General features: G+C 65.2%; 17 protein-coding genes. 3 read left to right on the top strand and 14 right to left on the bottom strand.

What is annotated here, in order from left to right:
* Positions 1-82 precede the first annotated feature (82 nt).
* Both C8C94_RS12095 and C8C94_RS12090 read left to right on the top strand, forming a co-directional pair.
* Positions 83-994, top strand: coding sequence for a LysR family transcriptional regulator (locus C8C94_RS12095; RefSeq protein ID WP_121420877.1), 912 nt, complete (start codon positions 83-85; stop codon positions 992-994).
* A 171-nt stretch (positions 995-1,165) separates the two neighbouring features.
* Complete coding sequence (locus tag C8C94_RS12090; RefSeq protein ID WP_121419550.1) at positions 1,166-2,407, top strand: ISL3 family transposase; 1,242 nt, start codon at positions 1,166-1,168, stop codon at positions 2,405-2,407.
* Between the two features lie 83 nt (positions 2,408-2,490).
* Here the strand turns inward: C8C94_RS12090 and C8C94_RS12085 are convergent, their stop codons facing one another.
* The 10 genes from C8C94_RS12085 to C8C94_RS12040 form a co-directional block, all read right to left on the bottom strand.
* The gene (locus tag C8C94_RS12085; RefSeq protein ID WP_121422825.1) at positions 2,491-4,143 is read right to left on the bottom strand and encodes a Na/Pi cotransporter family protein; all 1,653 of its coding nucleotides are present in this window, start codon (positions 4,141-4,143) and stop codon (positions 2,491-2,493) included.
* A 320-nt stretch (positions 4,144-4,463) separates the two neighbouring features.
* Positions 4,464-5,291, bottom strand: coding sequence for a phosphodiesterase (locus tag C8C94_RS12080; RefSeq protein ID WP_121420876.1), 828 nt, complete (start codon positions 5,289-5,291; stop codon positions 4,464-4,466).
* 37 nt (positions 5,292-5,328) lie between these two features.
* Positions 5,329-6,390: an ABC transporter ATP-binding protein gene (locus tag C8C94_RS12075; protein ID WP_121420875.1), complete on the bottom strand. Its 1,062-nt coding sequence runs from the start codon at positions 6,388-6,390 to the stop codon at positions 5,329-5,331.
* Positions 6,380-7,177: an ABC transporter permease gene (locus tag C8C94_RS12070; RefSeq protein WP_121420874.1), complete on the bottom strand. Its 798-nt coding sequence runs from the start codon at positions 7,175-7,177 to the stop codon at positions 6,380-6,382. The genes C8C94_RS12075 and C8C94_RS12070 overlap by 11 nt, the downstream gene beginning before the upstream one ends.
* An 8-nt stretch (positions 7,178-7,185) precedes the next feature.
* Positions 7,186-8,019, bottom strand: coding sequence for an ABC transporter permease (locus C8C94_RS12065; protein ID WP_121420873.1), 834 nt, complete (start codon positions 8,017-8,019; stop codon positions 7,186-7,188).
* Positions 8,020-8,038: 19 nt separating this feature from the next.
* Positions 8,039-9,052, bottom strand: a complete 1,014-nt coding sequence (locus tag C8C94_RS12060) for an ABC transporter substrate-binding protein (RefSeq protein ID WP_121420872.1) — start codon at positions 9,050-9,052, stop codon at positions 8,039-8,041.
* Between the two features lie 17 nt (positions 9,053-9,069).
* Complete coding sequence (locus tag C8C94_RS12055; protein WP_121420871.1) at positions 9,070-10,089, bottom strand: LacI family DNA-binding transcriptional regulator; 1,020 nt, start codon at positions 10,087-10,089, stop codon at positions 9,070-9,072.
* Positions 10,090-10,249: 160 nt separating this feature from the next.
* Positions 10,250-10,753, bottom strand: a complete 504-nt coding sequence (lspA, locus tag C8C94_RS12050) for a signal peptidase II (RefSeq protein WP_121420870.1) — start codon at positions 10,751-10,753, stop codon at positions 10,250-10,252.
* The gene (gene ileS / locus C8C94_RS12045; protein ID WP_121420869.1) at positions 10,753-13,632 is read right to left on the bottom strand and encodes an isoleucine--tRNA ligase; all 2,880 of its coding nucleotides are present in this window, start codon (positions 13,630-13,632) and stop codon (positions 10,753-10,755) included. The genes lspA and ileS overlap by 1 nt, the downstream gene beginning before the upstream one ends.
* A gap of 109 nt (positions 13,633-13,741) precedes the next feature.
* Positions 13,742-14,791 carry a bifunctional riboflavin kinase/FAD synthetase gene (locus C8C94_RS12040; protein ID WP_121420868.1) on the bottom strand — a complete coding sequence of 350 codons (1,050 nt, stop codon included), beginning with the start codon at positions 14,789-14,791 and terminating at the stop codon, positions 13,742-13,744.
* A 167-nt stretch (positions 14,792-14,958) separates the two neighbouring features.
* Between C8C94_RS12040 and C8C94_RS12035 the strand changes: the two genes are divergently transcribed.
* On the top strand, positions 14,959-15,516 hold the full coding sequence (locus tag C8C94_RS12035; protein ID WP_055401504.1) for an HNH endonuclease: 558 nt from the start codon (positions 14,959-14,961) through the stop codon (positions 15,514-15,516).
* A gap of 413 nt (positions 15,517-15,929) precedes the next feature.
* Here the strand turns inward: C8C94_RS12035 and C8C94_RS12030 are convergent, their stop codons facing one another.
* The 4 genes from C8C94_RS12030 to C8C94_RS12015 all read right to left on the bottom strand — a co-directional run bounded on the left by C8C94_RS12030 (position 15,930) and on the right by C8C94_RS12015 (position 20,478).
* Positions 15,930-17,324 carry an alpha/beta fold hydrolase gene (locus C8C94_RS12030; protein ID WP_121420867.1) on the bottom strand — a complete coding sequence of 465 codons (1,395 nt, stop codon included), beginning with the start codon at positions 17,322-17,324 and terminating at the stop codon, positions 15,930-15,932.
* A gap of 88 nt (positions 17,325-17,412) precedes the next feature.
* The gene (locus C8C94_RS12025; RefSeq protein ID WP_121420866.1) at positions 17,413-18,528 is read right to left on the bottom strand and encodes an acyl-CoA dehydrogenase family protein; all 1,116 of its coding nucleotides are present in this window, start codon (positions 18,526-18,528) and stop codon (positions 17,413-17,415) included.
* A 12-nt stretch (positions 18,529-18,540) separates the two neighbouring features.
* Positions 18,541-19,722, bottom strand: coding sequence for an acyl-CoA dehydrogenase family protein (locus C8C94_RS12020; protein ID WP_008905006.1), 1,182 nt, complete (start codon positions 19,720-19,722; stop codon positions 18,541-18,543).
* 45 nt (positions 19,723-19,767) lie between these two features.
* Positions 19,768-20,478 carry a YceH family protein gene (locus tag C8C94_RS12015; RefSeq protein ID WP_121420865.1) on the bottom strand — a complete coding sequence of 237 codons (711 nt, stop codon included), beginning with the start codon at positions 20,476-20,478 and terminating at the stop codon, positions 19,768-19,770.

The raw sequence follows: 20,478 nt of genomic DNA, 5'->3' as shown, positions 1-20,478 counted from the left end.
AAAAGTGGTGATGGATGCAGTGTGGTCGTGGGTGTTGTGAAATGGAATTACCGAAAATCGGCGCATGGCTATACATTTATGTATGGCACAACCTGCACACAAAGACATTGGCTGGGAGCTGTACCGCTCGTACTTGGGCGTGGTGCAAGAGGGATCGCTCTCGGGCGCAGCCCGCGCGCTGGGGGTGACACAACCCACGGTGGGGCGCCACATTGCGGCGCTGGAGCAGGCGCTGGGACTGGTGCTGTTCACCCGCTCGCAGCAGGGCCTGCTGCCGACCGAGGCGGCGCTGGCGCTGTGCCCCTACGCGCAAGCCATGGGCCACACCGCCGCTGCCCTGGTGCGCGCAGCCGACAGCCATGGCGGCGGCGTGCGGGGCACGGTGCGGGTGACGGCAAGCGAGGTGATCGGCGTGGAGGTGCTGCCGCCCATCCTGGCGCAACTGCAGGCCGAGCACCCGGCGCTGACGGTGGAACTGGTGCTCAGCAACCGCGTGCAGGATCTGCTGCAGCACGAGGCCGACATCGCCATCCGCATGACCGAGCCCCGCCAGGACGCGCTGATCGCCCGCCGCGTCGGCAGCATTCCCTTGGGACTGCACGCCCACCCCAGCTACTTGCAGGCGCACGGCGTGCCCGAGACGCTGGCCGACCTCGCCCGCCACCGCCTGATTGGTTTTGACGCAGAAACGCCCTTTTTGCGCGCCGCGCAAAAGGCGGTGCCCGCGTGGCGGCGCGACCAGTTTGCAGTGCGCAGCGACAGCGATGTGGCGCAACTGGCTTTCATGCGCGCCGGGGGCGGCATTGGCGTTTGCCAGGTGGCACTGGCGCGCCGTAGCACCCCGGCGCTGGTGCATGTGTTGTCACAGCAGTTTGTGTACGGGCTGGAAACCTGGGTGGTGATGCACGAGGACCTGCGCGCCAGCCCGCGCTGCAAGGTTACGCTGGATGCGTTGTGGACGGGGCTGCAGCGCTACGTGGCGGACGTGGAGTGACGGCGAGACAACGCCGCACAGCGGCGGGGGTGAGGTGTTGCTATAAAAATAATAGCTTTTAGCGCTTATGGATAAAGCGCTAGAGACCAGAAAAGGGGCTCTCTTCCGTTTCGGGTGGAACACTACAGTTCAAATAAATCCATTGACACCCCCTGAACAGGAGCCCTCCCGATGCAAGAAGCGTTGTTCTGCCAAGCGTTGGGGCTGGCCGCGCCCTGGGCTGTGGAGCGTGTTGCACTGGATGTCGAGCGCAGCCGCATCGACCTGTACGTGGTCTGGCAATCGGGCAGTGCCGCCTGCCCCGTTTGCGCCGCAGCTGAGCAGAAACTGCATGACCACCGCCAGCGCAGCTGGCGGCATCTTGATTTCTTTCAGTTCGAAGCCTACGTGCACTGCGCGCTGCCTCGCGTGTCATGCAGCGCCTGCAGCTCTACGACCCAGCTGAGTGTTCCCTGGGCGCGAGAGGGCAGCCGCTTCACGCTCATGTTCGAGGCTCTGGCTCTGACGCTGGCCCGTGAGATGCCGGTGGCCGCGTGTGCACGCATCCTGCGCTGTGCGGACAACGCCTTGTGGCGCCAGATCGATGCCCATGTCAGCTTGGCGCGCGCCAAGGAGAGCTACGCGGGTGTGGCGGTCATCGGTATCGATGAGACCAGCTGCGCCAAAGGCCACAGCTACATCACCCTGGTGCACGATCTTGAGCGGGCGCGACTGATCTACGCCACACCCGGCAAGGATGCCAGCACCGTGCAGCGCTTTGCGGCGGACCTCAAGAGCCACCAAGGCAGGCCCGAAGCCATCCAGGTGGTGTGCATGGACATGTCCAAGGCCTTTATCGCAGGAGCAGGCCAGCACTTGCCCCAGGCGGCCATTGCCTTTGATGGCTTTCATGTGGTGCAGATGGCCAACCGGGCAGTGGACGCAGTGCGGCGGGAAGAGGCCCGGGGCGAGCGCTGGCTCAAGAAGACCCGTTGGTGCTGGCTCAAGGACAAAGCCAAGTGGACGGACAAAGAGCAGGCAAAGATGGATTGGCTGCCTCGCACCCGATTGAAGACCGCCAGGGCGTGGCGGATGAAGGAGGCGCTGCGCGATGTTTACAGGAACTCAGACGCGGATGCCGCCAGCAGTGCACAGGCACTCAAGAAATGGCTGCACTGGGCGCAACGCAGCCGCTTGCAGCCCTTCAAGGACTTGGCCAAGACCATCCAGCAACACTGGGCGGGAATACTCCAGGCGTTTGATGCTTCTCATCTGCACACCGGCTATGTGGAGGCGGTGAACTCACTGTTGCAAGCAGCTAAGGCCAAGGCGCGTGGCTATGGCACCACCGATCACTTCATCGCCATGGCGTTCTTGATTGCTGGCAAGCTCACTCACCTGCCAGGCAGTCCTTTGCGAAAAGCAAGGGCCTGACCATGGCTCTGGTGGGGAATGTGGCGTTCCACCCGAAATGGAAGAGAGCCAGAAAAGGCTTGAATTTCTGCTGAAGGCGCTTCTCAAGCCTGGTCCGCCATCGCCCTTAGCCGGCTGGGCGCCAACGCTCCGGCCGATTCCAGAATCGGGTAGGCCACCGAGCACAGCAGCGAGTTGATGCGCTTGAGTTCGCTGATCAGGTCGATGTGCAGCGAACTGGTCTCGATGCTTTGCACCGTGTTGTCCGACAGGCGCGCCAGGTGGGTGGCGGAATACGCGTGTTCCAGGTCGCGAAAGCGGGCTTTTTCTTCGAGCAGCTTTTGCGCATCGCGCACGCTGCCGTTGAGGAACACGCTCATCGCCAGGCGCAGGTTGTCGATCAGGCGGGCGTGCAGTTCGTTGATTTCTTCCATGCCGGCCTCGGAGAACTGGCGACCCTTCTTGATCTTCTTGTCCTCGATGTCGATCAGCACGCGCTCGATGATGTCGCCGATCTGCTCCATGTTGATCGTGAAGCTGATGATGTCGGCCCAGCGGCGGCCCTCGCGTTCATCCAGGGCCTCGCGCGAAATCTTGGTCATGTAGTACTTGATGGCCGAGTACAGGCCGTCCACCTCGTCGTCCAGTTTGCGCAGGTCCTGCGCCAGCTGCAGGTCGTCGGTGCGGATCACCTTGTGCAGGCCCAGCAGCATGGATTCGACCACGTCGGCCTGGTGCAGGGCCTCGCGCGCGGCGCACGAGATGGCCAGCGAGGGCGTGGCCAGGGCGGAGGGGTCCAGATGCTGGGGGCGGGTGCCCGCAGCCTGCGCCTTTTCCTTCGGCAGCAGACGTTGCACCACGCGCGCCACTGTGCCCGTCAGGCCGATGCAGATGATGCCCACCACCACGTTGAATGCCAGGTGGAACAGCACCACCAGTGCTGCGATTTCGGGCACGTAGGGGCGCACATGCTGCAGCCACAGCCCGGTGAGCGGGGTCATGATGATGACGCCAATGATCTTGAAGAACAAGTTGCCCAGTGGCACCTGGCGCGTTTGCACGTTGGCCTTCATCGTGGTCAGCACCGCCAGTACGCCGCTGCCGAGGTTGGCACCCAGCACCAGGCCCAGCGCCACGTCGGGCGGGATGCCGCCGGAGCCTGCCAGCGCGGCGGTGAGCAGCACGGTGGCGAGGCTCGAATACGCCACGATGGCCAGGATGGCGCCGGTGAAGATCTCCAGCAGCAGGTCGCTGGTCAGCGCCCCGAGCAGCGTACGCACCGTGGGTGACTGGGTGAGCACCGTGGTCGATTCGGTGATGAGGCGCAGCGCCAGCAGCATCAGCCCCAGGCCGATCAGCACCCTGCCCACCCGACCCACGGCCGTGTCCTTGCGCGAGATGAACAGCACCACACCCGCGAAGATGAACAGGGGCGACAGCCAGGACAAATCCATCGAGAACACCACCGCCATCACGCTCGTGCCCACGTCGGCGCCCAGCATCACAGCCAGCGCGGCGGGCAGGCCCACCAGGCCCTGGCCCACGAAGGAGGACACGATGAGCGCCGTGGCCGTGCTCGACTGCACCACGGCGGTCACCCCGATGCCCGACAGCACGGCCGTGAACCGGTTGCTGACGCTGTGCGCGATCAACTGGCGCAAATTGGCGCCAAAGACACGCAGGATGCCGGTGCGCACCAAGTGGGTGCCCCAGATCAGCAGCGACACCGCTGCCAACAGATTCAAGAGATGCTTCATGAAAAACCGTTGTTTCTTCTTCTTGTGTCCACCCAAACGAGCATGCGCCATGCACTGCGCCGACGCAAGCGTTAAAGCTGGCGCCCGTGCAGGGAAGCGGTTTCATTCATTTCTGTGCCCGTAGGCGGCGGCAGGCGGGGAGGCATGAGCCTGGCTGCTCGGCTTCCGGGATGAAGAGCGCGCAGAAAATACTGCGGCACCCGGACCATTTGTCACAAAACTGACATATAAGCATACTCCTGATTGAGGAGTTGTGCAGCGATGACCCTGTCGCGGCTGGGTGCTCGGCGGTGGAGGTCTTGTCGCCAGGGCCCGTTTTTTCAGTCGATCAGCTGCCCGCCGTCATGAAACGGGTAGGGCCCCGCGTATTGGCCGCTGGCCACGGTGTGGCTGACCAGCCGCCCCCCCGCAGGCAGGGCGTGCAGCGCAAAGCCGGGCGGCTCCAGCATCCAGGCCGAGGCGGCGTTGGGCGCCAGGTCCAGCCGCACCTGGTGCGCGGGCGATGGCACGGTGGCCGCGATGGTGCCGCCAAACCGCACCTGGATGGCCCGGTGCAGGTGCCCGCAGATCACACGCTCCACCTGCGCGTGGCGGGCCACGATGGCTTCGAGCGCATCGGCGCCTTCGCGCAGGCCGATGTCGTCCATGTGGCCAATCAGCGTGCGAAACGGTGGGTGGTGCATGGCGATTACCACCGGGCGGCTGGTGTGGCGTGCCAGCTCTTCATCCAGCCATTGCAGGCGCTCTGTGCACAGGCTGCCCTCGCTGGCGCCGGGCACCACGGTATCGAGCGCGATGAGCTGCATGCCGCCCACCGGCACGCTGTACTGGATGAAGCCCTCGGACCCCAGGTAGTGGTGCTGCGGAAAGCTCGCGCGCATCTGCTCGCGGCTGTCGTGGTTGCCGGGCAGCAGGTACACCGGCATGTTCAGCGGCGTGAGCAGGGCGCGCAGGTGCTCGTATTCGGCGGCGCGGCCAAAGTCTGTCAGGTCGCCGGTGATGACGGCGGCATGGGGCGCCTGCGGCAGCCGGTTCACGCTGGCCACGGCCTCGGCCAGATAGGGCGCGGTATTGATGCGGCCATAGGCCAGGCGGCCGGGCTCGCGGATGTGGGGGTCAGACAGTTGGAGCAGCAGCGTGGTGGTCATGGCTAAAAGGCGTGCAGGCGGGGTAGGGCTGGCTGGGTCAGTCGCTGGTTTCGTGGCAGGGCATGAGGCGCTCGGGGGCGATGCGCACGCCCACGGTGTCGCCCGTGCGGGCGGGGTGGTCGCGCGGCACATCGGCCATCAGCGGGGGCTGGTCGGCCAGGGTCAGAACCAGTTGCACGCGGTCGCCCAGAAAGCTGCGGCGCGTGACTTCGGCCTGACCCCAGCCAGTTTGAAGGGCCGACACCTCGATGTCTTCAGGCCGCACGAGCAAGGCCGTGTGGGCCTGCACGGCGGCAGGGCAGGGCAGAGGCAGCCCACCCAGCATCAACACGGCTTGGGCGCTTGCGGCGGCGTCCCGCTGGAGCCGGGTCACGCGGCCCAGAAACTGCGCCACAAAGGGGTGGGTGGGCGCGCGGTACAGCGTCTCGCCATCGCCCACCTGCACGATCTGGCCCGCGTGCATCACCGCCAGGCGGTCGGCAATGGCCAGGGCTTCCTGCTGGTCGTGGGTGACGTGGATGGCTGTGATGTGCAGGCGCCGCAGCAGGTCGGCCAGCTCGTCGCGCAGAGACTCCTTGAGCTTGGCATCCAGCGCGGTCAAGGGCTCGTCCAGCAGCAGCACGCGGGGGCGCACCGCCACGGCGCGGGCCAAGGCCACACGCTGGCGTTGCCCGCCGGAGAGTTCAGCGGGGCGCTTGTGCTCCAACCCTTGCAGGCGCACCAGGTCCACCAGCTCGCCCACGGTGCGGCGGCGCTCGGCCTCGGGCACGTTGCGGATCTTGAGGCCGTAGCCGATGTTGGCTGCCACCGTCATTTGCGGGAACAAGGCGTAGTGCTGGAACACCATTCCGATGCCACGCTGCTCGATGGGCAGGCGCGTCACGTCGGTGCCGCCAAAGGCAATGCGGCTGCCTTCATCGGGCGCCTCCAGCCCGGCGATCAGGCGCAGCAGTGTGGTCTTGCCGCAGCCCGATGGCCCCAGCAAGGCGACGACCTCGCCGGGCTCCACAGTGAGGTCGGTCGGCCGCAGGCCCCGCGTGCCATCAGGGTAGGTTTTGGCGCATTGGTTTATCTCCACGCGCGTGCGTTCAAGTTCCATGGTGTTTTTCGATCAGGGTGCCGACGGCCTGCAGGCCCCACAGCACGGGCAGGATGACGATAAGAAAGACCAGCGTGTAAGCGGAGCCGATCTCGATGCGCATGGACGCATAGCTGTCGGCCAGGCCCACGGGCAGGGTGCGGGTCAGCGGGGTGTGCAGCATCCATGTGAGGTTGAATTCGCCCACCGACAGCGTGAACACCATCAGGCTGCCCGCCACGATGGCGGGCAGCACGGCGGGCACCAGCACACCCAAAAAGCGCTGCCCGAAGCTGGCACCCAGCGAGCGTGCCGCTTCTTCAAGCGAGAGCAGTTCCTTGCGCTGGAATGCAGCGCCCACGGTGCGCACCATGAACGGCAGGGTGAACACCATGTGCCCCACCAGGATGAACGCAAAGCTGGTGCGAAAGCCTTGCAGCGTGCCGTAGGCCAGGATCAAGGCCAGCGCGCTGGCCAGGCCGGGCACGGCCACCGGCAAGGTCAGCAGTTCTTCAAACAGGCGTGCGGCGCGCGAGCGGCTGCGTGCCAGCGCATATGCGCAGGGAACGCCCAGCAGCAGGTTGCCCAGCACACACAGCAGCGCAAGGCCCAGCGACCAGCCCACGGTGCCACCGTACAGGTCCCACACCTCGTGTAGCCATCGTGTGGTGAGCCCGCTGGAAATGCCAGTGCTGTAGTTGTTGACGAGCCCCGCCATCACCGACAGCGCGATGGGGGCGAGCATGAACGCCGCCACCAGCGCCGTGAGCGCCAGCAGGGGGAAGGAGGCTTGTTGGGTCGTGCGCATGGTGGTGGTTACGCCCCGGCAGCCGGTGCCGGGCCCGCAACACGGCGGGACAGCCACAGCACCACCCAGGTGATGAGCCCCAGGGTGATCGACAGGCTGGCGGCCAGTGCAAAGTTGGCGTAGTTGGTGAACTCGTTGTAGATGGTGATGGGCAGCACCTCGAACTTGCTGGACAGCGTGAACGCGGTGCCAAACGCGCCCATGGCCGTGGCGAACACAATGGCCCCGCACGACAGCGTGGTGGGCGCGAGTTCGGGCACCCACACGTCGCGCACCACCCGCCAGCGCGGCGCGCCCAGCGAGCGGGCGGCTTCTTCCAGTGCCGCATCCATGGCTCCGGCCGCCGCTGTGTAGGTCGCAACGGCCCGTGGCAGCGAGAAGTACAGATAGGCCAGGAACAGCCCGGCCAGGCCGTAGGCAAACGTGACGCGGCCCAGGCCCAGCGCGTCCGTCAGGTCGGCCACCAAGCCTTGGCGGCCACCGAGCAAGATCATGAAAAAACCAATGATCACGCCTGGAAACGACAGCGGCAACGTCAGCAGCGACAGCAGCAGCAGCCGCCCTGTAAAACGGTGCCGCGCCAGCGTGATGCCCACGGCCGCGCCCAGCACCAGGGTGGCCAGCGTCACCGCCAGGGACAGCCCCAGTGTCTGCAGCAGGCTTTGCAGGTAGCGCGGGTGGGTGAGCACCACAAAGTAGGTCTCCCAGCCCTTGCTGGCGGGCAGCGCAATCAGCTGCACGATGGGCAGCAGCCAGAACGCTGCAAAGAATGCCACGGCAGGTGCGGTACACGCCAGCAGCAGCGCGCGGGATGGAGCAAAGCTGTTGTGGCGCATGTGCATCTCTCCAGCTCGCCCCGGCTTACTGGGCTTCTTTCAGGTAGCGGTCCGAGAAGGCCTTTTGCACTGCGGCCATCTTGCTGTAGTCCACCGTTTTGGCGCGTGCGTATTCGCTGGCAGGCAGGAAGCGGGCCTGCACCTCCTTGGACATGGCGCTGGCGCGCACGGGGCGCAGGTAGGCATTGGCCCACAGCGCCTGCCCTTCGTCCGACAACACAAAGTCCAGCACCTTCTTGCCGTTGTCGGCGTGCGGCGCGTTGGCCACCAGGCTCATCACGTAGGGCACCACCACCGTGCCTTCAGTGGGGATCACAAACTGCACATTGGCCTTGTCCTTGTACTTGGCGCGGTAGGCGTTGAAGTCGTAGTCCAGCAGGATCGCGATCTCGCCCGACAGTACGCGGGCGTAAGACGTTTGCTTTGGAACGATGGGCTCGTTCTTCTGCAGCGCCTTGAAGTAGTCGATGCCAGGGCCGAAGTTGTCCAGCGTGCCGCCGCGCGCCTGGTTCACTGCCACAGCGCCCACATAGCCCACGAAGGCCGATGCCGGGTCCAGGTAGCCGATGAGGCCCTTGTAGTCGGGCTTGAGCAGGTCGGCCCAGGACTGCGGCACGGGCTTGCCCTTGAGTGCATCCACATTGACCATGAAGCCCAGAGTGCCCGAGTGGATGGTGAACCAGTGGCCTGCAGGGTCCTTCAGGCCATCGGGAATCTCGGCCCATGCAGCGGGCTTGTAGGCGGCCACCACGCTGTCCTTTTGCGCCTGGATGGCAAAGGTCACGCCCAGGTAGGTCACATCCGCAACGGGGCTCGCTTTTTCTGCCACCAGCTGGGCCAGCGACTGGCCGGAGTTCTTGTTGTCTGGTGGCACGGTGATGCCGGTCTTGGCCTTGATGGCCTTGATCTGGCTGCCCCAGTCGGCCCATTCGGGCGGGCAGTTGTAGCAGATGGCGTTTTGCGCCATGGCCGTGGCACCGGCTGCCAGGCCCCAGGCCAGCAACGTGGCGCGGGTGAAGTTTTTGAGGGTTGTTTTCATGGATCAGCTCCTTGGGTTCAGGTGAGGGGAGGAACAAGGGAAGAGGCGGGCGGTGCGCAGGACTCGCCAGCGCGGAACTGGTGCGCCAGCGTCAGACCCATGTCGGGCCCCAGCGGGTTGCCACTGGCCACTGCCTGGGCCAGCAGCTCCACGCTGTGGCGGCCGATGTCGGCATTGGGTTGCACCAAGGTGCTCAGTTGCGGAGTGAGGTCTTGCCCCAGCGCAATGCCGTCGAAGCCCACCACGCTCAGGTCGCACGGCACCGCCAGGCCCGCCAGGTGCGCGGCGCGGATGCTGCGGATGGCCAGCAGGTCGTTGGAACACACCAGGGCCGTGGGGCGGTCTTGGCTGTTCAGGGCTTCGCCCAACACCTCTGGCGCAGCGGCCACGAAGGGCACCTGCAACACAGGCTGGGCCCGCAGGCCTGCCTGCTCCATGCCGCGCGCGTAGCCCCGGCAGCGTTGTTGCGCGCGGTCAGAGGCGCTGAGCAGCCCGCTGACCATGGCGATGCGGCGGTGCCCCAGCGTGGCCAGATGGGTCACCACGTCGGCCACAGCCAGCTCGCTGTTCACCGACACGCAGGGGTGATCGGGGTGGTGGTTGTAGGCGAGCACATAGGGCAGACCCACCTCGGCCAGCCGCTGCAGTGCGGTGGAGGTGGCGGGGTTCGAAACCACCAGGATCATCCCGTCCACGTTGCCCGCCAGCAGCAGGTTCACCGCGCGGTCTTCCTGGTCCAGGCGGTAGTCGGTGGTGAACGGCGAGATGGCGTAGCCACCCGCTACGGCGGCCTGGGCAATGCCTTCCAGGCATTCGGCAAACACGGGGTTGGTGAGCGTGGGCAACACCACGCCCAGCACGCGGCTGCGCTGGGTGCGCAAGGTGCGCGCGCTGGCGTTGGGCAGATAGCCCAGGGTGCGGGCGATGTTCTCCACATGCTCGCGCGTGGCCGGGGCCACTTTGTCAGGCAGGTTGAAAACACGCGACACGGTGGCAACCGACACACCGGCCTCGCGGGCGACTTCCAGAATGCTCATGGCAGTTTGGTGCAATACATTTGATGTAAACGTTTACATTGCAACCGCTGACCGTGACATGCGCATGACACTGCATGCGGCAAGAGCAACTGGCGCTACAAAGCAAACAGCCCGCACGAGGCGGGCTGTTGCAAGGCTTGCACGGGGGATGCCGGTGGCGTCAGCGCTCGCGCCGCACGCGAAGCAGCTCATCCAGAATGAGACACGCTGCCCCCAGCGTGATGGCCGAGTCCGCCACGTTGAACGCCGGAAAGTGCCAGCCGCTCACATGGAAGTCCAGAAAGTCCACGACATAGCCGTGCATCAGCCGGTCCACCACATTGCCCACCGCGCCGCCCAGAATGCTCGACAGCGCAAAGCCAAAGAGCTTTTGCCCCGGGTGGGCACGCAGCTGCCACACGATGAAGATCGTGGCTGCCACGCCGATGCCGGTGAACAGCCACCGTTGCCAGCCCCCCGCGTCTGACAGGAACGAAAACGCAGCACCCGTGTTGTGCGCCCGCACGATGTTGAAGAAGCTGGTGATGAACGTGGAATCGCCCAACTGGTAGTGGTTGAGGATCAGGGTCTTTGTGATCTGGTCGACCACCACAAGCACCACAGCCCAGGCCAGCCAGGGCCACATGCTCGCGCCGGAACGCCCGGCCTGCAATGTGCGGTCCATCAGGCGTGCTCCCGGCTCTCGCCGTCGCCGTAGAGGTTGCTGGTGCAGCGGCCGCAGATCGTCGGGTGGGCGGCGTCCTGCCCTACATCGCTGCGGTAGTGCCAGCAGCGCTCGCATTTGGCATCAGAACTGGGCTTGACGCTTATCTGTAATGTGCTACCAGCTACCAATTCAATAGCAGATGTGATGAACACGAACTTGAGGTCATCGCCCAGGCTGGCCAGCAGCGCATGGTCTTCGGGCGCCGCCGTGAGGGTAACGGTGGCCTGCAGGGACGAGCCCACCTTGCCATCGGCGCGCAGTGCTTCGATCTCCTTGTTCACCGCATCGCGGATCTCGCGGATGCGCGACCACTTGGCCAGCAGGCCTTCGTCGGCACCGGCACCCACGCCCGCCACGTTGCCGTAGGTCTCCAGGAAGATGGAGTCGGAGCTGCCGAACACCTTCCACGCCTCTTCGGCCGTGAACGACAGGAACGGCGCCATCCAGCGCAGCATGGCGTGCGTGATGTTGTAGAGCGCGGTCTGCGCGCTGCGGCGGGCCAGGCTCTTGGGCGCCGTGGTGTACAAGCGGTCCTTGAGCACGTCGAGGTAAAAGCCGCCCAGGTCTTCCGAGCAGTACAGCTGCAGCTTGGCCACCACGGGGTGGAATTCGTAGACCTTGTAGTGCGCCAGCACCTCGGCCTGGAACTCGGATGCGCGGGTGAGGGCGTAACGGTCGATCTCCAGCATCTGGTCGAACGGCACGGCGTCCTTGGCCGGATCGAAATCGCTCACGTTGGCCAGCAGGAAGCGCAGTGTGTTGCGGATGCGGCGGTAGGCGTCCACCACGCGGGCCAGGATCTTCTCGTCGCCCGCGATGTCGCCGGAGTAGTCGCTGGCGGCCACCCACAGGCGGATGATTTCGGCGCCGAGCTTCTTGTTGATTTCCTGCGGGTCGATGCCGTTGCCCAGCGACTTGCTCATCTTGCGGCCCTGGCTGTCCACGGTGAAGCCGTGGGTCAGCAGGCCGCGATACGGCGCGCGGCCTTCGAGGGCCGAGGCCAGCAGCAGCGAGCTGTGGAACCAGCCGCGGTGCTGGTCGTGGCCTTCCAGGTACAGGTCGGCCTCGGGGCCGGTGTCGTGGTGCACCTCGGGGTGCGTGCCGCGCAGCACATGGCTGAAGGTGGAGCCGGAGTCAAACCACACTTCCAGGATGTCGGTGCTCTTGGTGTAGTGCGGCGCGTCTTCGGCGCCCAGGATTTCCTCGGTCGTCACGCGGCTCCAGGCCTCGATGCCGCCCTTTTCAACTATGTCAGCCGCCTGGTCCATGATTTCCATGGTGCGCGGGTGCAGCTCGCCCGAATCCTTGTGCAGGAAGAACGGGATGGGCACGCCCCAGCTGCGCTGGCGCGAGATGCACCAGTCGGGCCGCCCGGCGATCATGTCGTGCAGGCGGGCCTTCCCGTTCTCGGGGTAGAAGCTCGTGTGTTCGATCGCATCCAGCGCGATCTGGCGCAGCGTCTTGGCGGGCTTCATGCCGGGCTGGGTGAACACGCCTTCGCCCTCGTCCATGCGCACGAACCACTGTGCGGCGGCGCGGTAGATCACCGGCGTCTTGTGGCGCCAGCAGTGCGGGTAGCTGTGTGTGATGTCCTTGGTGGTCATCAGGCGGCCTGCGTTGCGCAAGGCTTCGATGATCACGGGCACGGCCTTCCAGATGTGCTGGCCGCCGAACAGCGGGAAATCGGCCGCGTAGGTGCCGTTGCCTTGCACGGGGTTCAGGATGTCGTCCAGTGCCATGCCATGCGCGCGGCAGGAGTTGAAGTCTTCCAGACCGTAGGCAGGGGAGGAGTGCACGATACCCGTGCCGTCGTCGGCCGTGGCGTAGTCGGCCAGGTACACGGGCGACAGGCGCTTGTAACCCTGGGTTCCGTCCTCGCTCTTCACGTCGTACAGCGGGTGTTCAAATTCCAGGCCGCCCAGGTTCTTGCCCAGGGTGGTGGCCAGCACGCTGCCCGTGAGGCCGTACCGCTCCAGGCACGAGGCCACCAGCGGCTCGGCCACGAGCAGGATGCGCTCGCCCGTGTCCACCAGCGCGTAGCTGATCTCGGGGTTCAGGTTCAGCGCCTGGTTGGCAGGGATGGTCCAGGCGGTGGTGGTCCAGATGACCACAAACGCATCCTTGGCCAATGCGGGCAGGTCAAAGGCGGCTGCCAGCTTGGCGGGGTCGTGCGACTTGAAGGCCACGTCCAGCGTGGTGCTCTTCTTGTCCTGGTATTCGATCTCGAACTCGGCCAGCGAAGAGCCGCAGTCAAAACACCAGTACACGGGCTTGAGGCCCCGGTACACAAAGCCGCGCTCCATCACGCGCTTGAAGGCGCGGATCTCGCCCGCCTCGTTGGCGGGGTTCATGGTCTTGTAGGGGTTGTCCCATTCGCCCAGCACGCCCAGGCGCTTGAAGTCCACCATCTGCTGCGCGATCTGCTCGGTGGCAAACGCGCGGCTCTTGGCCTGCATGTCATCGCGGCTCAGGTTGCGGCCGTGTTTCTTCTCGATGGCGTTCTCGATCGGCAGACCGTGGCAGTCCCAGCCAGGCACGTACAGCGCGTCAAAGCCTTCGAGCTGGCGCGCCTTGGTGATCATGTCCTTCAGGATCTTGTTGACCGCGTGGCCCATGTGGATCTGGCCGTTGGCGTAGGGCGGGCCGTCGTGCAGGATGAACTTGGGCGCGCCCCGGCGGGCATCCCGCAGGCGCTTGTAGATGCCTTGGTCTTCCCAGTCCTTGACCCAGCCCGGCTCGCGCTTGGGCAGGTCGCCACGCATGGGGAAGGAGGTGTCGGGCAGGTTGAGGGTGCTGCGGTAATCCGTGGAAGGAGTGCTGGCGTTGTCGTCGGACATGAGGGAGCCTTAAAAACGGGGCATTCCGGGGCAAGGCCCGGAGCAAGAACGGGGTTGGAGCGCGAAGGATGGCGGGCCCGTCAGGCGGGCGCTGCGAGAAGCAGCTCCCTCAAATTCGGTCGCGGGTGGTCTGGCGCCGGGTTTCGGTGTGGTTGGGTGCCTGGGCCGAGGCAAAGTAGGCACGCGCGTCGGCGCAGTCTTTGGCGATGCCCTTCGTCAAGGCATCCAGACCGTCGTATTTCAGCTCGTCGTGCAGTTTGTGTAGCAGTTCCACGCGCACGATTTTACCGTACGCCCCCTCGGGCCCCAGATCGGCGGGCCAATGCAGGCAATGGGTTTCCAGCAGCACGCGCCCGCCGTTGACGTCGTTCGGGTCCAGCGAGGGGCGCACGCCCAGGTTGGCCACCCCTGGCAATGGCTCGGTGGCAAGGCCATGCACCAGCACGGCAAAGATGCCGCTGGCGGCAGGCTTCCAGTGGGCAAAGCGCAGGTTCAGGGTGCGAAAGCCGTCGCCTGCACCGGCGGCGGTAGCACCCAGTTCGCGCCCGAGCTTGCGGCCATGCACCACATGGCCGCTGATGGTGTAGGGCCGTCCCAGCAGGCGTGCCGCGGCTTCCATGTCGCCTGCGGCCAGCGCCTGGCGCACGGCGGAACTGGACACGCGCAGCCCATGCACCTCGTAGCTGTTCATGCGCGCTACGTCGAAGCCCTTGGCTTGCCCGGCCGCGTCCAGCATCGCGTAGTCGCCGGCGCGCTGGCGGCCAAAGCGGAAATCGTCGCCCACCAGCACATACCGGGCCCCCAGGCCACGCACCAGCACCTCGTCGATGAAAGCGTCGGGCGACTGGGCGGCCAGCCGCGCGTCAAACGGCAGCACCACGGTCTGCTGCACACCGCAGCGGGCCAGTTCGGTGAGCTTGTCGCGCAGGGTGCCGATGCGTGCGGGTGCCAGCTCGGGCTTGTGGTGGGCGCCCGCGAAGTAGTCGCGGGGGTGGGGCTCGAACGTCAGCACGCAGCTTTCCACGCCCCTGTGTGCAGCCTCGCTGTTCAGCAAGGCCAGCATGGCCTGGTGGCCCCGGTGCACACCATCGAAATTGCCGATGGTCAGCGCACAGGCATTGGCAATGCCAGGGTGGTGGAATCCGCGAAAGATCTTCATCGGTTTGTTATCTTTTTGATAGCAGCATGCGCAAGTCCATCAAGCGCAGGACGCCAATTTGTCATGAAAACGGAGTATATTGTGACCCACGGCCGGCCCTGCGCAGGGCTGCCCGCGAGACATCTGCGTTCCGATCCTTGTGTACTTTGTGTTCCAGGAGGCGTGTTTTGAAGGTCTTGAAGCTGTCAGCCCAAGGGCTGCCCCAATCGTGGATTTCGCTGGAGCAGGCGGTGATTCATTACGCCGCCGGGGAAGTGCGCTGGGAGTCTGGTGCACAGATTGCCCGGTTCCGGGGCGGGCACAACGCCATCTCGGGTGAGCAATCGGTGATCGCCATCAACAGCATCATCGGCACCAAGGGCGTGCCCAGCATCAATCCGTTCGAGCTCAAGCCCAGCCTGACCAACAGCAAGCTCTTTGCCCGCGACCGCAATGTGTGCGCCTACTGCGGCGGGCATTTTCATGAGGAAGACCTGACGCGCGAGCACATCGTGCCGTTTGCCCGCAACGGCCAGGACCACTGGATGAACGTGGTCACGGCGTGCCGCCCCTGCAACCACCGCAAGGGCCCCCGCACTCCAGAGCAGGCACACATGCCGCTGCTGTATGCGCCCTATGTGCCGAGTCTGTGGGAGGACTTCATCCTGCGTAACCGGCGCATCCTGGCCGATCAGATGGAGTTCCTGATGGCCCACGTCCCCAAGTCCTCGCGTCTTTTGGCGTAGAGCGGCCAATACGACCCCACTGGCGTTGTTGCTCCGTCTTGCCGTGAGGGCCTGCCAACCCTCTTTTCGGGGATCGCGTTGCCCGACCTGGGGGTGGGATGCAAGGCGCCTGTGCGCAGCAAGGTAGGCACCTTGCAAGCGCGGTCAACGCCGCAGACGGCCCCCAGGCCGGGCAACCCGAAGGGAAGGCCCCTGCGGGCGCGCCACTCGTCGTTCCGCTCCTTACGTGTGCAAGAGCGCACGCTGCGTCGCGCGCCTAGATTGGCACGCCCGCAAGGGCCTTCGCGACCCCGAAAAAAGGGTTGACAGGCCCTTCGTACTGTCTGCGACGGAGCGCCTAGCCATCGGGGCCGTCTTGACCGCTCTTGGGGGCGTGCTACACGGTGCAAAGACACGGTGCAGCGCCTATTCCTTTAGTAAGTCAGTTCCAGGAACACCAGATGGCCGCTGGCAGCGGGCCAGGTCTGTCCCACCACGCGTTCGCCATTGAATTCACCCGCAATGCTGCGCACGCCGCCCGCAGGCTTGACCTTGGCAGATGCAACACCTGCCCCAGCGGGCACGCCCGCAGGCACTGCGCCATCCAGCAGCATCTTGTCGCGTGCCGGGTCCAGGTAGCCGCGCGGGCGGGTCAGTGTCACCACGCTCTCGGCGCTTTTGTCGGCATCGGCCATGCGTTCTGCGCGCAGGTGGATGAGGTTGCTGCTGCGTGGAAAGCCGCTGCGGTAAATGTGGGTGGTGGCATAGCCGGGTGCGCTGATCACGAACTCGACGGGCGCGCCGTTGGGCACCGTCAGTGGTCCCCATTGGCCATCCGCACCCAAGGTTTTGCGCAGCAAGGCATTGCCCGCGCGGGCGCCCGTGGCGGGGTCGGTGGCATACACCTCCAGCTGCGCGCCCGCCAGGGGCAGGTTGTTGCTGAAGTTGCCGGTTTTGGGGTCGGCCGGGTCCACGCCCAGGCCGGTGACCTTGCCGTTGAGCACCACCTGCTTTTCAGCCGCAATGGTGGTGACCTGCGGTGCCTTGCCGGTGATGAAGCGGTAGGTGGCTTCAAACGCAGCGGGGGAGTACGACGTCTCGCGGTGGTCGATGCGCGGAATCACCAAGTTGGTGGCGCCCTTGAGTTCGGGGCCTGCGGCGGTCACGTAGGTGGGCTTGCCTTTCTGGCCTATCCACAGACCGTCGGGCTGGGCGAACTTGTCGTTGTTGTCCGAGCGGATCGTCATCCATTTCACGGGGCCGCTCACCTCGTCGCCCGCCGCGTTCTTGGGAGCATTCAGCGCTTTGAGGAAAGGGCCCGTGCCCGAGAACTCGTTGCCTTCTCGGAACCCCGGGATCGCCCACACGCCGTGGTTGGGCGTGCCGCCGAGGATCGCGTGGCTCACCGTCTTGTCGCCGCCGCCGTTGTAGATGTAGTTGCGGATGGCGTTGCCGCCGCGCGAGTTGCCCACCAATACCACTTGGCTTGCACCCGTGGCCTTGAGCACCTTGTCCACTTCGGCCTTGAGGTAGGCCATGTGCTCTGCGGCCGAGGTGCGGCCCGCCTGGGGTTTGGCGTCCTCATCACGCGACAGGGGGTAGGGCACGTCAATGGCGTGCAGGCGTTCGCGCGGCCAGCCGTTCGATTCAAACCGCCACACGGTGGTTTGCCACAGTGCGGCGGTGTCGCCGTTGCCGTGCACAAAGACGATGGGCGGCGCTTCGGACAGGCTGGGACCCTTGGTGGCGCAACCGGCCAGGGCCAGGGTGGCTGCTGCAGCGGTTGCCAGCAGAAGAGATCGGCGTTGCAGCCAGAATTTGTTGTTCATGAAGGTGTCTCCGACAAGAAAAAATGCCCGTGGATCGGTGAATCCACGAGCATGGCATGTGAGCGTTACATGGCTGCGTCAGTTCACATCAGGCAAACACGCCTGCGGTGTCTTGCATGCGGGCGGACACTTCGCCCAGATGGTGCAGCGTGTCGCCAAAGGCCACTTCCAGCTGGGTGAGCTTCTTGAAATAGTGGCTCACGATGTACTCGTCCGTCACACCGATGCCACCATGCAGTTGCACGGCCTGCTGGCCCACAAAACGCATCGATTGACCCAGTTGCACCTTGGCGCGCGCCATGGCGGCGCGGCGCTCGGCGGCAGGGGCGCCCAGCTTGAGGCTGGCGTAGTAGCTCATCGAGCGGGCCAGTTCCAGCTGCATCTTCATGTCGGCCACGCGGTGGCGCAGCGCCTGGAAGCTGGCAATGAACACGCCAAACTGCTTGCGCTGGTTCATGTATTCGACGGTGATGGCCACGGTCTTGTCCATCACGCCCACGGCTTCGGCGCAGTTGGCGGCGATGCCGGTATCCACGGCCAGTTCCAGCGCGGCGAGGCCGTCGGTGGTGATGAGCGTGGCGGGGGCGTTGGTGAACTTCACCTCGGCGGCGCGGCTGCCGTCTTGTGTGACGTAGCCTTGGGTGGTCACGCCAGTGGCGGTGCGCTCGACCAGGAAGAGGGCGATCTTGCCGTCCAGCTGTGCGGGCACGATGAACGCATCGGCCTTGTCGCCGGCAGCTACTACGCTTTTGATAGCTGTCAGTGCATATCCATCTTGCGCTGGGGCCGCTTTTGCCTCGCAAACATCCAGGCGGTATCGCGCCTTGCGCTCCTGCTGGGCCAGTACCACCAGGGCTTCACCACTGGCCACGCGGGGCAGCCAGGCCGATTGAACGTTGGCCGGTGCGTAGTGCGACAGCACGCTGCTGGCCATGAAAGCCTGAGCGATGGGCTCCAGAACGATGCCACGGCCCAGTTCCTCGGCCACCACCATGGCGTCGATCGCGCCCTGGCCCATGCCGTCGTGGGCTTCGGGCACGGTGAGGGCCGTCAGGCCCAGCTCGGCCAGTTCGTTCCAGGCGGCGCGGTCAAAACCACCGGCGGCCACGGCGGCGCGGCGGCGCTCGAACGTGTAGCCCTTGTCCACCCACTTGCGCACGGCGTCGCGCAGTTGTTCCTGGTCGTCAGAAAAATCGAAATCCATGTTCTTGTCTCCTTAGCCCAGAACCGTCTGCGCGACGATGTTGCGTTGAACTTCATTGCTGCCACCGTAGATGGTGGTTTTGCGCAGGTTGAAGTAGGTGGACGCCAGCGGCGCGTTGGCAGTGACGCCGCCGGGGAAGTTGCCCTGCCAGCCCGCTTCCATGGCCTCTTCGATGAAGGGCATGGCAAAGGGGCCTGCGGCCAGCATCATCAGCTCGGCGTAGCGCTGCTGGATCTCGCTGCCCTTGATCTTGAGCAGACCCGCGATGTCGAGCGAGTTCTTGCCCGACTTCTCGGCCGACAGCACGCGCAGCACCAGCATTTCCAGCGCGACGATGTCCACTTCGAGCAGTGCGATCTGGTCGCGGAAGCGCAGGTCATCCCACACGCCTTCGGTCTTGGCGATGCGCTTCAAGCGCTCCAGCTCGCGCTTGCTGCGGTTCACGTCGGCGATGTTGGTGCGCTCGTGGCTCAGCAGGTGCTTGGCGTAGGTCCAGCCCTTGTTCTCTTCGCCGATCAGGTTTTCAGCAGGCACTTCGACGTTGTCGAAGAACACTTCGTTCACCTCGCATTCGCCGTCCAGCAGCTTGATGGGGCGCACGGTGACGCCCTTGGACTTCATGTCGAGCAGCAGGAAGGAGATGCCGGTCTGGGGCTTGCCCTCGGTGCTGGTGCGCACCAGGTTGAACATCCAGTCGCCATGCTGGCCCAGGGTGGTCCAGGTCTTTTGGCCGTTGACGATGTACTTGTCACCCACGCGCTCGGCGCGGGTCTTGACGCTGGCCAGGTCCGAACCCGATCCTGGTTCGCTGTAGCCCTGGCTCCACCAGACTTCGCCGCTGGCGATGCCAGGCAAAAAGCGCTTTTGCTGCTCGGCGTTGCCAAACGCCATGATCACCGGGGCCACCATCACCGGGCCAAACGGCACGATACGGGGCGCACCGGCCAGGGCGCATTCTTCTTCAAACAGGTGCTTTTGCACGGCCGTCCAGCCGGGGCCGCCAAACTCCTTGGGCCAGCCGAAGCCCAGCCAGCCTTTCTTGCCCAGGATCTTGGCCCAGCCCTGCAGATCGTCGCGGGTCAGGCGCAGGGCGTTGTGGACCTTGTGCGAAATTTCTTTCGGTAGATTAGCTTGAACCCAGGCGCGAATTTCTTCGCGGAACGCCTGTTCTTCGGGGGTGAATGCGAGATCCATCGGTTTGTCTCCAAGTGATCCGCATTTGTAGCACGGTCGTTCGTTTTAGTCCTGTCCGGGTGGCGACATCGGCGCGGAGTCTGGGGAAATGCCCAGTTCAGAACACAGCCGCTGCACCGTGGTGCGCAGGTTGGCCACCTCTGTCTCCAGTGCGTCCACCCGCGCTTGCAGTGCGGCAGACGTGCCGGTGCTGCCACCGCCGCCACTGCTGGGGGCTGACACACCGGCGCTGGTGTCTACAGGGCCACACATCAGGTGCGCCCAACGCTGCTCGCGGGCACCCGGCGCGCGGGGCAACTGCACGACCAGCGGGCCGCCCTTTTCGGCGCTGCGCTCCTGCAACTCGTCCAGAAAAGCTTCGACCGACGAAATGTCGGCAAAGCGGTACCAGCGCTCGGCGTTGATGCGCAGTTCACCCGCCGTCTGCGGGCCGCGCAGCATGAGCAGGCCCAGCAGCACGGCCGACTGCTCGGGCACGCCCACGCCGCGCTGAAAGTTGTGTTCCCAGCGTGTGGTGCGGTTGCCGCTGCTCTCAAACGCCAGCGTCAGCAGCTTGAGCGAATCCAGGGCTTCCTGCGCCTCGGCGTCACTCAGGTTCATCACCGGGTCGCGGCTGGTTTTCTGGTTGCAACCGGTGACCAGGCCGTTGAGCGACATGGGGTAGCTGTCGGGCACGGTGCGGGCCTTCTCCATCAGCGTGGCGAGCACGCGGGCTTCGTAGGGGGTGAGGGGGCGGGTGGCGGGATCGAAGGGCAT

The organism is Acidovorax sp. 94, from assembly GCF_003634645.1.
Taxonomy (GTDB): domain Bacteria; phylum Pseudomonadota; class Gammaproteobacteria; order Burkholderiales; family Burkholderiaceae_C; genus Acidovorax; species Acidovorax facilis.
Note: the sequence above shows the minus strand (reverse complement) of the source record. Positions and strands in the feature narration are given on the sequence as shown.

Excerpts from the sequence above, each read along its gene's own strand:
- C8C94_RS12070 (WP_121420874.1), bottom strand. The coding sequence starts at position 7,177 with ATGCGCACGACCCAACAAGCCTCCTTCCCCCTGCTGGCGCTCACGGCG.
- C8C94_RS12040 (WP_121420868.1), bottom strand. The coding sequence starts at position 14,791 with ATGAAGATCTTTCGCGGATTCCACCACCCTGGCATTGCCAATGCCTGT.
- C8C94_RS12090 (WP_121419550.1), top strand. The coding sequence starts at position 1,166 with ATGCAAGAAGCGTTGTTCTGCCAAGCGTTGGGGCTGGCCGCGCCCTGG.
- ileS (WP_121420869.1), bottom strand. The coding sequence starts at position 13,632 with ATGTCCGACGACAACGCCAGCACTCCTTCCACGGATTACCGCAGCACC.
- C8C94_RS12085 (WP_121422825.1), bottom strand. The coding sequence starts at position 4,143 with ATGAAGCATCTCTTGAATCTGTTGGCAGCGGTGTCGCTGCTGATCTGG.
- C8C94_RS12060 (WP_121420872.1), bottom strand. The coding sequence starts at position 9,052 with ATGAAAACAACCCTCAAAAACTTCACCCGCGCCACGTTGCTGGCCTGG.
- C8C94_RS12025 (WP_121420866.1), bottom strand. The coding sequence starts at position 18,528 with ATGGATTTCGATTTTTCTGACGACCAGGAACAACTGCGCGACGCCGTG.
- C8C94_RS12055 (WP_121420871.1), bottom strand. The coding sequence starts at position 10,089 with ATGAGCATTCTGGAAGTCGCCCGCGAGGCCGGTGTGTCGGTTGCCACC.
- C8C94_RS12015 (WP_121420865.1), bottom strand. The coding sequence starts at position 20,478 with ATGCCCTTCGATCCCGCCACCCGCCCCCTCACCCCCTACGAAGCCCGC.
- C8C94_RS12080 (WP_121420876.1), bottom strand. The coding sequence starts at position 5,291 with ATGACCACCACGCTGCTGCTCCAACTGTCTGACCCCCACATCCGCGAG.
- C8C94_RS12030 (WP_121420867.1), bottom strand. The coding sequence starts at position 17,324 with ATGAACAACAAATTCTGGCTGCAACGCCGATCTCTTCTGCTGGCAACC.
- C8C94_RS12095 (WP_121420877.1), top strand. The coding sequence starts at position 83 with ATGGCACAACCTGCACACAAAGACATTGGCTGGGAGCTGTACCGCTCG.
- C8C94_RS12075 (WP_121420875.1), bottom strand. The coding sequence starts at position 6,390 with ATGGAACTTGAACGCACGCGCGTGGAGATAAACCAATGCGCCAAAACC.
- C8C94_RS12020 (WP_008905006.1), bottom strand. The coding sequence starts at position 19,722 with ATGGATCTCGCATTCACCCCCGAAGAACAGGCGTTCCGCGAAGAAATT.
- lspA (WP_121420870.1), bottom strand. The coding sequence starts at position 10,753 with ATGGACCGCACATTGCAGGCCGGGCGTTCCGGCGCGAGCATGTGGCCC.
- C8C94_RS12065 (WP_121420873.1), bottom strand. The coding sequence starts at position 8,019 with ATGCACATGCGCCACAACAGCTTTGCTCCATCCCGCGCGCTGCTGCTG.